The following is a 12,622-nucleotide window of genomic DNA, read 5'->3' on the forward strand; positions in this document are numbered from 1 at the left end:
CTCCACCATAGGTGGAGCACGCCCGGTGACGAAGATCAGAAGGTCAGGGCCCAGGAGTCCAGCGTTCCGGTATCCCCGCGGTACAGGTCACGGACCCGCAGCTTCCAGGTGCCGGAGGCCTGCTCCGCGGAGGCGTCGACGGTGCTGCTCTGCTTGACGTCGTCGTCGCCGTCGAACCGGTTGGCCTTCTTGATCGAGTACTCGGTGCCGTCCGGTGCGATCAGGTGGATCTCCAGGTCGCCGCGGAATCCGTGCCGCACGTTGACGTCCACCTTCAGCGCGGCCGGCGCCTTGCCGGAGCGTTGCACGGTGATCGGCGACTCCACCGCCGAGCGGTCCCGGATCGCGAAGTCGGCGGGGTTCTCCACCCGGGTGCCGGCCGGTTGCGCCGGGGCCTTCACCCCGGTCAGGGCCCAGACGGCGTGCGCGGCGACGTCGGCGTGCGTGTCGAGGGCGTCATGATCGACGTTGCCGGCGCCGTCACAGTCCTTGTGGTAGCACGGGTCGAACGGCTGCCCCGCCTGCCCGTCCCACCGTGCGGCCTGCGCCGGGCTCATCGTCGGCGCCAGGCTGAGCGTGGCGGTGCCACCGGTCGGGATGCCGGCCGCCTTGAACGAGGCGTGGTCGGAGCGGCCCTTCAGGTCGGCGCTCTCCGGCTCGACACCCTCGGCCGTGAAACCGGAGCGCAACGCGGCGGCGATGGCCGTGCCCCTGGTGTCGTCACCGTAGACGAAGTACCCGGGGTTCGGCGATCCGATCATGTCGAAGTTCAGGTAGGCGGTCACCTTCGCCCGCTCGGCGGCGCTCAGCGAGGCCACGTACGCCTTCGATCCGATCAGACCGTCCTCCTCGGCGCCCCACCAGCCGAAGCGGATGCCCTTGTCGCCGTTGGCGCCGGAGGCGGCATAGGCGAGCGCGACCTCCAGGATGCCGGCCGACCCGGTGGCGTTGTCGTTGATGCCCGGCCCTTCCGCGACGCTGTCGAGGTGCGCCCCGAGCATGACGACCCGGTTCGGGTCGCCACGCCCGGGCAGGTCGGCGATCAGGTTGTAACCCGTCTTGCCGGCGTGGGTGAACTGCTGGACCCGGGTGTTGTAACCGGCCGTGTCCAGGCGCTTCTTGAGGTAGTCGAGGGAGGCTTGGTAACCGGCGGTGCCGTGCGCCCGGTTGCCCCCGTTGGCCTGGGCGATCCGGGCGAACTCGGCGAGGTCGGCCCGCAGCGCGGCGCCGTCGATGTCGGCGGCCCGGACGGTGGGCGTCCCGGGCGCGGAGGACCCCGGAGCACTGGGGCTGGGCGCCGTGCTCGGCGAGGCCGGTGCCGAGGCCGACGCTGACGGCGAGACCGGAGCCGACGGCTGCGTGACCGACGGCGACGGCTGCGGCGCCGTGACGGTGCAGGTCGGGTCGCCCTGCGCGGGCACGCTCACGGCGTCCCACGCCGCCTTGACCACGGCGAACTCGGCGCAGCTGTTCGGGTACAGCTCGCGGGCCGCCTCCAGCGTCGCCTTGCGGGCCTTGGTGTAGGTCCAGCCGGACGTCTTGCGCAGCAGCGCGTGGTAGAAGATCTCACCGGCCGGCCACAGCCCGATCCCGGTGACCCGGCTGCCGTTGCAGGTGGTGCTGGCCGGCTTGCCGGCCGGCGCGGAACCCTCGGCGGTCAGGTAGAACCAGTGGTTGAGCGGGCCGGCGGCCGAGTGCACCTCGGTGTTCGGGATCGACGCCGACCAGCAGTTCGGGTCGCCGACGGCCGACGGGTTGTGCATGTTGCGGATCGGGCCGCGCCCGGAGAGGTTGACCTCCTCGCCGACCAGGTAGTCGGCCGGGTCGTTCGGGTTCGCGGCGAAGTGCTCGGCGAGGGTGCCGAAGATGTCGCCGGTCGCCTCGTTGAGGCCGCCGGTCTCGTTGGTGGTGCCGCGGCTGCCGCCCGGAGTGTGGCAGAAGACGCCGTGGCCGAGCTCGTGGGCGACCACGTCGACCGAGTTCACCTGGCGGGCGCCGTCGCTGGTCCGGCCGTACTTCGTCTGGTCGCGGTTCGCGTCGCCGGTTCCGGCGCAGCTGTAGAAGGCGTTGACGTCGTTGAGCCCCACGAACATCGACGCGGTGCCGCCCTTGCCGTCGATGCCGTTGCGGTTGAACTTGGTCTTCAGCATGTCCCACATCACGCCGCCGGCGTACTGGGTGTCGACGCCGCCGGTCGGCAGGTCGCCGCCGGCGCCGTTGCCCCACTTGTCGTCGGTGTCGGCGAGCACCTTGCCGGTGCGGTCGTCGAGCGTCCGCATCCCGCCGCGCGCCGGGTCCCGCATCTCGAACCCGCCGGCGCCGGAGGTGGTGCCGATCGTGACCTGACCGCCGTAGTGGCCCTGCCCGGTGCCACCGGTGATCTCGTCCCACGATCCCGCGTACTGGCCGGTCCGCGCGTCGACGTAGGCGTGCGCGCGGCTCGTCTCGCTGTCGACGACGACCTCCCACACCAGGCGGTCCTTGCCTTCGGCGATCACGCCGAGCGTCGGTTCCTGGCGCACGGTTCCCTGGTGCTTGCCGAGCGCCACCGACTTCGCCTTGGCGGCGCCGACCTTGGGCGTCGTGGCGACGTCGACCTCATCCGCCGGGACGCTGCTGCCCTTGACGGTGCCCTTGGCGTCGGTGACGACGACGACGTCGCCGCCGACGAAGACCGGGAGATCGTTGTACGTACGTGAGTAGCTCACGTAGTTGAGGCCGCGTGGGGTGGTGATCACCGACTGGCGCGTGTAGGTCGCGTCCGGGTCCTTCGTGAACCCGGTGGAGGTGCCGGTCACGTACTGGTCGGCGGCGGCAGCGGAACTGACCGCGCCGCCGTCGGAGAAGTCCGGCTCCGGAATCTGGCCGGTACCCGGGTAGCCGGCCGTGTACGCCGCTCCCAGTCCGAGCATGACCAGTGTGACGCTGCTGAGCGCGGTGACGCGCAGCGCCCTTCTGCTGCGGGAACGCCTCACTGACGGTCCTCCCAAGGCTCAAAGTCGATCTCTGCGTGCCGCGAGAGTCTCGCCGTGTCTGCCTTAAGAGCACCGGAAGGTTAGCTATCGGACCGGTAACGACATGCCGATGTCGGTCGATGCGCCGGAACGGCTCAGAAGCCATGCCCCTCGATGGTCCGCGCCGCCGGGCCGCTGGTCACAAGCCGTACCCGCTCGATGAGCCGCGCCGCCGGGCCGCCGGTCAGGAGCCGTATTCCTCGATGATCTGCGCTGCCGGGCCGCTGTTCCAGTAGGCGGTGACGACGGAGGTGTGACCGGGCCCGGACAGTCGCGTCACCACCACGGTGTCGCTGCGCCGGTCGGTGGTGACCACATAACCGGGCAGCGGGTCGGCGCCGACCACGTCCACCCGGGTCGACGAGTACGCCACGGTGGCGGTGCCACCGTCGGCGGTGACCCGGTAGCGGGGCCGCCGGTCCGGTTCCGACGGCGACGGCGACGCGCTCGGCGCGGCGGTGGCCGAAGCCGTGTCGGCCGGGCGGCTGGTGGCGGTCCGGCTGGGCGTGGGTGTGGAAGCGGCCCGGGACGGGCGGGCCTTCGAGGGGCTGGCGGCCGGACTGGGCGGCGCGGCCGGACTGGGCGTCTCGGCGAGCCCGAACCGGATCTCGGTGTACCGGCGGTTGACGTCGATCGCCACCGGCGGCTCGTCGGTGATCGCCGGAGCGATACCGAGCCGGACGCCGAACCAGGACACAGTGACGGCGGTGACCGTCACAGCGAGCCACCCCGCGATATATCTCCAGCTCCGGCCCATGGTCACATTCTGCACGAGCGATACGGTGGTGCAATGCCCCAGGTGCTGGTGATCGAGGACGACGATGATGTCCGGCATGCGCTCGGCCGGTTACTCTCCGCTACCGGACACGAGACGCGATTGTGTGCCACCGCGCTCGACGGTCTGCGTGAGGTGGCGGCGTGGCCGCCGGACGTCGTGGTGCTCGACCTCGGGCTCCCGGACCTGGACGGCGCGGCGGTGCTGCGCCGCATCCGGGCCACCTCCCAGGTGCCGATCGTCGTCGCCACCGCGCGGGAGGAGGAGAGCGAAATGATCCGGCTGCTGCGCGCCGGGGCCGACGACTACGTCGTCAAGCCCTACTCGGCCGAACAGATCGAGGCGCGGATCGCCGCCGTGCTGCGCCGGGGCGGCGGTGGCACGGCGGCGACCGAGCTGACGGTGGGCGGGCTGACACTGGACCCGCAGGCGCGCACGGCCACTCTCGACGGGGTGCCGCTGCAGCTGTCCCGGCTCGAGTTCGACCTGCTGGCGTACCTGATGCAGCGGGCCGGCAAGGTGGTCACCCGCCGGCAGTTGCTGACCGGGGTCTGGCCGGCCGAGAGCCGGTCGCTGGAGACCGTCGACGTCCACGTGACGTGGCTGCGGCGCAAGCTCGGCGAACGGGCCGCCCAGCCGCGGTACCTGCACACCGTACGCGGCGTGGGGATCCGCCTGTCCCCGCCGGAGGCCGTCTAGGCGTGCGTGTGGCGGCGGCGCTCGCCGATCTCCCAGGAGTAGACGTACTGCCGGATCAACTGGGCCACGTCCTCGACGGCGTCGAAGGTGAGGATCAGGTGCTGGCCCGGGTCTCCGTGGGGAGCCTGGCGCACCGTGTGCACCCGGCCGCTCAACTCCGCCTCGCTGGCGCCCAGCCACACTCGGGCCAGCACCCGGTCGCCGGCGGCCAGCGATGTGGGCTCGTCGATCCAGCAGCGCAGCCCGCCCTCGCTGATGTCCAGCAGCACCCCTTCGGCCGGCTGGCCGCTCACCTCGGCGTCGAGGCGTACGACCGCGCCGGCGCCGCCGCGGACGAACCGCCGCCGGTTGTCGTGCCGAGCGGGGGCCGTGGGCACGAGCGTCCACCGCAGCGGAGCCGTGGCGGACACTGCGATCAGCCGGCTGGGCACCACGATGCGGGTGCGCGGCGGAGCCCAGAAGACCTCGAACTCGTGGCCCGGTTCGAGGACGGCCGGGCCGGCGATCTCCAGGGGGGCCGCCACGCTGAACGAGTCGCCGTCGACCGCCTCCAGCCGTGAGCGGAAGTTCACGCCCTCGCCGAGAACGAGGAACACCGGAGCGCCGATCTGCGGCCAGTCGATCGCAGCGATCTCCGAGGCGGTCATCGAATCAGCTTGGTTGATCATCATTCACCCTCTGCGGCAACCCGTTACGGCCGGTCCTGGCCCACTCCTCCTATCGACGAGGGGACCGGCGGACCTGAGAAAGCCCGCCGGCCTGTTACGGCGGACTCCCTACTTGCCCGTCTTCGGGGTGACCTTGAACTCAGGGCAGTGCGACGTCGGCTCCTCCGTCGTGGCGCTCAGGCCGAGGTCGCCGAGCGCCCGGACCGACGCCTTGGTGATCGCCCGGAGACCGCGTTGCGGCTGGAAGCTCTGCACGGCGCTGGTGTACATGCCGCCGTCGGCGGGATAGACCACCAGCCGCATGCCGTCGATGTAGGCACAGGCCGCCTCGTCACGCCCCCAGCCCATGATGTGGCGCCCGCGGTACGTCTCGAAGAAGCCGGACTTCTTGGCCTTGTCAGCGGCCGGTTTGCTCGGGGCCACCGCCGCCTTGGTCGGAGCGGCCGCCGGCTTACTCGTGACCGCCGCCGCCGTGGTCGGAGCGGCCGCCGGCTTGGTCGGGGCCACCGCCGACGCACTCGGAGCGGCCGCCGGGACGCCGGGGTCGGGGTTGTCGGCGGCGATCGCCAGGCCCGCCGTGGTCATCACACCGACGGTGGCGGCCAGGATGGTGACCGTCCGCCCGACGGTGCCCCGGATCGCTGCCCGCTTCATTTCCTGCTGCATTGAAATCATCACCCTACGCGTTAATCATCGACGTTCTGAAGTCTATTACTGGACCACGTTGCCAGCGTTTTCCGATCCTAGCGCAGTAAACGATTAAGGGCCCGGTACCCGAACGGCGAGAACGGCGATACTTTTGGTGAGCGTGTCACCCGTTTCCTTTCGCCCGACAGCGGCGATTATCACCTCGGCCGCCAATCTGTTTCCTGGCACGACCCGCCGGTACGCGCATAGTAAAGGATTCCCATGAATGACATCAATCGTCGCGACGTCCTGCGTTACGGGGCAGCCGGCGCCGTCACCGCCGCGACCGCCCTCGCCGCGGGGCAGGCGCTGGCCGGGCCCAAGCCCATCCCCCTCCCCCTTGACCCGCGGGACTTCGACGAGCTCTACAAGGGCAGGCGCATCCGGGGCAGGCTCCTCGGCCTCGGCCGCGACGAGCTGCACATCAACAACAAGAAGCTGGCGCTCACGGCCATCAGCACCCTGTTCTTCCCGGAGGACGGCTCGGAGCCGTACGTGGCGATGGGTTACATCAGCGCCATCAACCACTACGACCCGGTGGAGATCGTCGAGGGCCGGAACCAGGACTGCCTCAAGAAGCTGAGCCGGAAGGTCGTCGACATTCTGGGGGATCTCGAACTCGGTGACGAGGCCGCGAAGGGCCACCAGCACTGACTCGCGGCATCCCATCGGCGCACCGCATTCCCCCCGACGTGAAAGGCGACTGACCAATGGCCGTCGTACGCAAGAGCATCGCCGCCATGACGAGCGCGGAGAAGATCACTTTCGTGAACGCTCTCCGCCGGTTCAAGACCACCTCCGCCAACGGGCGCAACTACAACTGGTACATCGACCAGCACATCACCTATTTCGCGCGCACCAACGACAACATCAGCCACGCTCACCAGTCGCCGTCGTTCTTCCCGTGGCACCGGGAATATCTCCGGCTGCTGGAGCTGGACCTGCAGACGGTCAGCGGCAACCCGGCGGTCTTCATCCCGTACTGGGACTGGACCGGCTCGGCCTCGCCGTTCACCGCCGACTTCCTCGGCTCGATCACCAACGGCAGTGTCTCCAGCGGCAACTTCAGCCCCTCCTGGGGCTGGACGATGTACCGGAGCAGCATCGCCACCAGCTTCCTGCAGCGCAGGGTCGGCCAGAACGCCAGCCGCCCCACCGCTGCCCAGGTGAACACCGTGCAGAGCTACACGGTGTACGACCAGTCGCCGTGGAACGCGTCCGTGTCGAACAGCTACCGCAACCGCAACGAGATCGAGCTGCACAACCGCGTGCACAACTACGTCGGCGGCCACATGGCCACCCGGGAGGCCCCGAACGACCCGGCGTTCTGGCTGCACCACTGCAACATCGACCGCCTGTGGTGGCTGTGGCAGAGCAGCCGTGGCATCGACACCTACCAGCCGCGGACCGGATTCACGTCCGGCGTCGTCGACAACAACGAGACGATGCGCCCGTTCGGCGCCGGCCGCACTCCGTCGGCGGTGCGCGACATCACCCCGCTCGGCTACAGCTACGCCTGAGGCTTCCCGGCGGATCGGAGGTCGCCGAGGGCCTCGCCAAGAAACCGCCTCCGGCGCCGGCGGCCTCCATGGGGGCCACCGGCGCCGGAGCTGTCAGAGGGTCAGAGGGTCAGGGTCCAGCTGTTGATGTAGCCGGTGTCGGCGGAGGCGGCGTCCTGCACCCGCAGGCGCCACTGGCCGTTGGCGGCCTCGGTGGACAGGTTCGTCGTGTAGCTGGTGACGATGTTGTCGGCGCTGCCGCCGGTCCGGTTCCGCAGCGTGTAGGCGGTGCCGTCCGGAGCGACCAGCGCGACCACGAGGTCACCGACGTACGTGTGCACGATGTTGACGTCGACCTTGCTGGTCGCCGAGGCGTTGCGGGCGCAGCCGCTGATCGTGACCGCGGAGAAGACGGTGGTGTTGTCCGGGATCGCCACGTCGCTGGCGTTGCCGGCCGTACAGCCCGCGGCGCCGTTGACGGTCAGCGTGAACGTGGCCGACCGGGTGACCGATCCGCCGGCGCCGTTCAGGGTGACGGAGTACGTGCCGGCCGGGGTGGCCGACGTGGTGGCGATGGTGACCGTGGAGGCGCCGCCGGCGGTGACCGAGGCCGGGCTGAACGTGGCCGTCGCGCCGGCGGGCAGGCCGGCGGCGCTGAAGGTCACGGTCTGGGCGCTGCCGTTGGTGACCGCGGTGTTCACCGTGGCGGTGGCCGACGAGCCCGGGTCGACCGAGGCGGCGGCCGGGGCGACCGTCACCGAGAAGTCGTTGCCGGTCGAGCAGGTGGCGTCGTTTCCGGCGACGTTGACGGCGGTCCAGGCGGCCTGAACGGCCTTGTACTCGGCCGAGCACGAGCCGTACAGGTCGGTGGCCGCCCGCAGGGTGTAGGCGCGCGACGTGTTGGCCGGCGTCGAGGTGTTGACGTAGCGGGTGTTCGAGGTGAAGTAGACGTCCAGCGCCCGGTACCAGATCGCGGCGGCCTTGTCCCGGCCGATACCGGTCACGGCGGGCGCCGAACCGCAGACGGGCGAGGTGCCGAACGATGTCGCGCCGGTGCCCTCGGCCAGGTTGAAGAAGAAGTGGTTGGCGGGGCCCGAGGAGTAGTGCACGTCGATGCTGTTGGTGTTGGTCGCCCAGCAGCCGTGCGACGAGCCGTCCAGCGTCGGGTTGTACATGTACCGCAACGGCGTGCCGTTGCCCCGGATGTCGATCTTCTCGCCGACCTGGTAGTCGCCGGGGTCGGCGCTGGTGTTGGCGTAGAACTCGACCATCGAGCCGAAGATGTCGCTGGTGGCCTCGTTGAGGCCGCCGGACTCGCCGGAGTAGGTGAGGCCGCCGGAGACCACGTTCTCGGTCACACCGTGGGCCATCTCGTGGCCGGCGACGTCCAGCGAGACCAGCGGGCGGGTGTTGCCGCTGCCGTCGCCGTAGGTCATCTGGGAGCCGTCCCAGAAGGCGTTCACGTAGGCGTTGCCGTAGTGGACCCGGGACGGCACACCCGTGCCGTTGCCGAAGATGCCGTTGCGGCCGTGCACGTTCTTGAAGTAGTCGTACGTCTTCGCGGCGCCGAAGTGGGCGTCGACGCCCGCCGACTGCCGGTTGCCGGTGGCGCCGGTGCCCCACGCGTTGTCGGCGTCGGTGAAGGTCGTACAGGTGCTGGTGCCGTTGTTCATGTCGCAGGTGCGGCCGTTGCCGTGCGACGGGTCGATCATGCTGTACGTGGAGCCGGAGAGCGTGGTGTCGACCGAGACGTTGCCGGAGTAGACGCTGGCGCCGGTGCCGGCGACCGTCTCGATGTCGTCGAACTCGCCGATGTGCGCGCCGGTGACCGCGTCGGTGATGACGTGCAGACGCGACGGGGTCTGCTTGTCCGTGCCCCACCCGCTGACGACGGTCTCCCAGGCGAGCCGGCCGTTACCGGTGCTCGCGTCGATGAACAGTTCGGGGATCTCGGAACCGGTGATCTCGCCGGCGAAGCGCTCCTTGGCCGCCTTCGCCGCCGTGGCCGCGGTGACCTTCGGGGTGGCGCTCAGAGTGAGTGGGGCATCGAGTCCGACCGAGGCGCCGTCGAAGGCGCCGTCCGGCCGGGTGTGCACGACGAAGTCACCGCCGTAGACCCGCAGACCCTGGTAGGAACGGGTGTAGCGGACGTGCGCGGCGCCGTTGGCGTCCACCTTGGTGCGGTACACGGAGTACGAGTCGCCGGCCCCGGCGGCGATGTCGGCGGGGCGGGTGTCGACGAGACTGTCCGCCCGGCTGATCGCCTGGGCCTCCGACGGCGGGGTGACGGGTGACGGCGGTGCCGCGGTACCGCTCGCGGCGGTGGCCACGAGGGCGCTGCCGACCAGCGCGGTGATGCTGGCCAGCGCAAAGGGTTTCTTCACTCGGTTCCTCCCCGAACCAGGTATTCACGCATTGCCATGCGTGAATTGAGTATGGGGAGTGAATAACGATGAACGTATATATCTTAAGAGTCATACCGCGGTGTACGTGTGCCGACCGGACCGCGACGACGACGCGCAGACATCGACGAGGTGGCTGCGCCGGCTCCGCATCCGTCAGACCATAGGCGACCGCGCCCGGCGGGGCGGTACAGCAGGCTGCACCGCCCCGGGCCGGCCGGCCTCAGCTCCGTGCGACGGCGTTGTCGACGTTCAGCGCCCCGGACGCGACCACCGCCCGGCTCATCGGCCGGGTCAGGTCGGCGAGGCGGGCGCATCCCTCGGCGCCGAGCACCGTGTAGGCGGGCGTGGCGAGCCGGTCGGTGGCCGCCTCGATCCACGCGCGCTGCGCCTGTCCCTTGTCACTCAACACCGGCTCGTCACCCTCGATCAGCCCGCGGTCGCGGAGCCGAGCGGCCGCCTCGGCCCACTGCTCGTCGCTCCATCCCCGGCTGCGCCGGAGGAAGCGGACGGGCACCTCACCGGACGCGCCGTGCAGGATCAGCGCCTCCAGTCCGGTCAGCCCGGCGAGCAGCAGGGCGGCGACGTGCCCATCGCCGCGGAACTCCCGCAGCACCGTCTGGGCGTGCCAGAGGACCAGGTGCGGCTGGTCCGGCCAGGGCAGGGCGGCGTGCGCGGCGAACAGGGGCCGTCCCTCCGGGTGCGCGGCGACGGATTCGGCGGCGCGCCGGGCCAGTTCGGCGGCCTCGTTCATCTCCGGCCCGTGCACCGCGTCGCCGAGCGCGCGGGTCAAGGCGGCGCCGGCGGCCTCCAGCCGTGCCGCCAGCACGGCCGCGGGCGTCGTCACGTCCCAGACCGCCGGCAACGCGCGGGCGACGAGTTCCGGATTGAAGTTGAAGAAGCCGGCCACGACGGGACCGGGGCCGACCGGGCCCATCGCCGCCGCCCGGGAGGCGAAATAGCCGGCCGCCGGTGCGATGCCCAGAGCCGCGTAACGCTGGTGCGCCTCCGGAGTGAAGTAGATCAACCCGTGCAGAGGCTCCGCCGCTCGCCAGGCCTGGCGCACGACGGCCGGGTCGAGTGTGGATGGTTCCCGCCACAGGAGCTCTGTCGAATCCGTCATGTCATTGCCTTCCGCCGACAATGTTACCGACGGGTAGCTTCGCATGCCGGTGACGACCGTGTCACGTACGGGAAACATGCCGCCCCTTTACAGCAGCTCGGCGAGGAGCTGCCCGGGCTAGGCCTCTGCAGGGGAGCCTACGGGAGCCGCCGGCGTCCGGCATCCCCATGACCGCGGGTCCGGCCGCGTCCGGTCACCGCGGTCGCGATTCGACGGTGGCGCTGCTCAGGACCCCGTCGTCATGGATCTCCTGGCGCAACAGGGCGATGTTCACGAAGGTGTCGCCGCCGAGTGGGTGGGCGTTGAGCAGGCGCAGGATCCCGGTGCAGTACTTGGCCATCGTGTTGCGGCCCGGTATGAAGATCGACATCTCGTCGTGTGCCTCCTGCTCCCGGATCACGAAGCCGGGCGGCAACCGCCCGGGTCCGGCGACCGGAACCTCGACGATCCAGAACGGCCCGTCGCCGTCGGCAGCCGGCCGGTCCTGTTCCGGGTTCTCCCGTGCCAGGGTCCGCCAGGGCCGGCCCAGCATCGTCAGGCCGGCTTCGCGCACCGTCTCGACCAGTTCGGCCGTGGCCGCCTCGATGAGGGTCTCGGTTTGCGCCCACTCCTGGGCGTCGCGCCCCAGCGGCGTGCCCCGCACCAGCCTGGTGACCACGGTCGTCGCCGGCACGTGCCGGGGCCGGGGTTCCGGACGGGTGTCGAAGACCGCGCGAGCGGCCTGGATCGCCTCGTCCTGGGCGGCGCGCTGCCGGCGGATGTCCTCGTGGTGCCGGTCGACCAGGGCGAGGGCCCGGTCCGGTTCGTCGAGGGCGCGGCGGACGAGTTTGACGCTCATCCCGGTGTCGCGCAGGAGGGTGACCAGCATGGCCTGCTCGACCTGCTCGAACGCGTAGGAGCGGTAGCCGGTCCGCTCGTCGACCTGAACGGGCACGAGGAGGCCCTCGGTGTGGTAAAAGCGCAGGGCCTGGGGCGTCAGGTGGCACATCTCGCTGAACTCGCTGATCGACAACATGCCGTCAGGATCGCCCTTGCGGTAACGGGAAGGTCAAGCGAGGTCTGCCTCGATGACGGTGGTCGCCGCCCGCAGCAGGGAGACGCCCTCGCCCGCCGCGTGCAGACGGAGCCTCAGATAGGCGTCCTTGGGGCCGCCGGGCATGCTCCGGCCGAGCATGGCGAGAGCGAGCTGGATGGTCGCCCGCACCGACAACGCCTCCGCGTAGCCGGTGAGCAGTTCCTCCGCCCCGGCGTCCAGCGCCCGCATGTCGCCCTCATCGCCCGGCCACGGCAGCTCCGGATCGTGGGCGGCACGGACTCCGGCGGTCAGCGCCGCCATCGCGTCCGGGTCGCGGCTGTAGAGATCGAGGGTGGCGATCGCGGCGCCGCCGCCGGTGAACAGGGGCACCGACACGACCCGCATGCCCAGACCCGCCGCCGTCTCCCGGAAGTGCGGCCAGGTCATCGTCGTGCCCGGGCCCATGGCGGCCGGCGGCGCGGCGGTGGACACCTCTTCGACCGCGTCGATCAGCTCGCCGCTCGCCGCGACGATGCAGGAACCGTCGCCGGGACGCGGGGCGACCGCCGCGTAGTCGACGACGGCGATGCGGTCCGCGGCCAACTGGGCGACCCGCTGCAGCCGGGCGTCGATGCCGGGCATGTCGTCCGGGGTCTCCGCGAGCGCGACGATCGCCTCCGCCAACGGGTGCCCCGTGCTGGTTGGAGTCTGTGCTGACAGCGATGTCATCGGCCTGCTCC

General features: G+C 70.7%; 11 protein-coding genes. 3 read left to right on the forward strand and 8 right to left on the reverse strand.

All coding sequences use genetic code 11. The features are described from left to right. Positions 1 to 35 precede the first annotated feature (35 nt). Positions 36 to 2,912, reverse strand: a complete 2,877-nt coding sequence (locus QLQ12_RS10170; protein WP_282758955.1) for a M28 family peptidase — start codon at positions 2,910 to 2,912, stop codon at positions 36 to 38. A 286-nt stretch (positions 2,913 to 3,198) separates the two neighbouring features. Continuing rightward, positions 3,199 to 3,786, reverse strand: a complete 588-nt coding sequence (locus QLQ12_RS10175; RefSeq protein ID WP_282758897.1) for a hypothetical protein — start codon at positions 3,784 to 3,786, stop codon at positions 3,199 to 3,201. Between the two features lie 27 nt (positions 3,787 to 3,813). Between QLQ12_RS10175 and QLQ12_RS10180 the strand changes: the two genes are divergently transcribed. Continuing rightward, complete coding sequence (locus tag QLQ12_RS10180) at positions 3,814 to 4,488, forward strand: response regulator transcription factor (protein ID WP_282758957.1); 675 nt, start codon at positions 3,814 to 3,816, stop codon at positions 4,486 to 4,488. Here QLQ12_RS10180 and QLQ12_RS10185 read toward each other — a convergent pair. Both QLQ12_RS10185 and QLQ12_RS10190 read right to left on the reverse strand, forming a co-directional pair. Continuing rightward, positions 4,485 to 5,135, reverse strand: a complete 651-nt coding sequence (locus QLQ12_RS10185; RefSeq protein ID WP_282758899.1) for a PilZ domain-containing protein — start codon at positions 5,133 to 5,135, stop codon at positions 4,485 to 4,487. The genes QLQ12_RS10180 and QLQ12_RS10185 overlap by 4 nt on opposite strands. Before the next feature lie 129 nt (positions 5,136 to 5,264). Beyond that, the gene (locus QLQ12_RS10190) at positions 5,265 to 5,810 is read right to left on the reverse strand and encodes a tyrosinase family oxidase copper chaperone (RefSeq protein ID WP_282758901.1); all 546 of its coding nucleotides are present in this window, start codon (positions 5,808 to 5,810) and stop codon (positions 5,265 to 5,267) included. Between the two features lie 255 nt (positions 5,811 to 6,065). On the opposite strand from QLQ12_RS10190, the gene QLQ12_RS10195 reads away from it, so the two are divergent. Beyond that, positions 6,066 to 6,497, forward strand: a complete 432-nt coding sequence (locus QLQ12_RS10195) for a tyrosinase family oxidase copper chaperone (protein ID WP_282758902.1) — start codon at positions 6,066 to 6,068, stop codon at positions 6,495 to 6,497. Positions 6,498 to 6,553: 56 nt separating this feature from the next. Continuing rightward, a complete protein-coding gene (locus QLQ12_RS10200; RefSeq protein ID WP_282758903.1) occupies positions 6,554 to 7,363 on the forward strand; it encodes a tyrosinase family protein in 810 nt (269 codons plus the stop codon). Between the two features lie 101 nt (positions 7,364 to 7,464). Here the strand turns inward: QLQ12_RS10200 and QLQ12_RS10205 are convergent, their stop codons facing one another. The 4 genes from QLQ12_RS10205 to QLQ12_RS10220 form a co-directional block, all read right to left on the reverse strand. Further along, positions 7,465 to 9,726 (reverse strand): M4 family metallopeptidase, encoded by a 2,262-nt coding sequence (locus QLQ12_RS10205; protein WP_282758905.1) that lies wholly within the window; start codon positions 9,724 to 9,726, stop codon positions 7,465 to 7,467. A 241-nt stretch (positions 9,727 to 9,967) separates the two neighbouring features. After that, positions 9,968 to 10,867: an SCO6745 family protein gene (locus tag QLQ12_RS10210; protein WP_282758906.1), complete on the reverse strand. Its 900-nt coding sequence runs from the start codon at positions 10,865 to 10,867 to the stop codon at positions 9,968 to 9,970. A 193-nt stretch (positions 10,868 to 11,060) separates the two neighbouring features. Next, positions 11,061 to 11,882 (reverse strand): MerR family transcriptional regulator, encoded by an 822-nt coding sequence (locus tag QLQ12_RS10215; protein ID WP_282758907.1) that lies wholly within the window; start codon positions 11,880 to 11,882, stop codon positions 11,061 to 11,063. 33 nt (positions 11,883 to 11,915) lie between these two features. Continuing rightward, entirely contained in the window at positions 11,916 to 12,611 is a 696-nt protein-coding gene (locus QLQ12_RS10220; protein ID WP_282758908.1) for a hypothetical protein, read from the reverse strand. Positions 12,612 to 12,622: the final 11 nt, after the last annotated feature.

This window comes from Actinoplanes sandaracinus, from assembly GCF_030009775.1.
In the GTDB taxonomy this organism is placed as follows: Bacteria; Actinomycetota; Actinomycetes; order Mycobacteriales; family Micromonosporaceae; genus Actinoplanes; species Actinoplanes sandaracinus.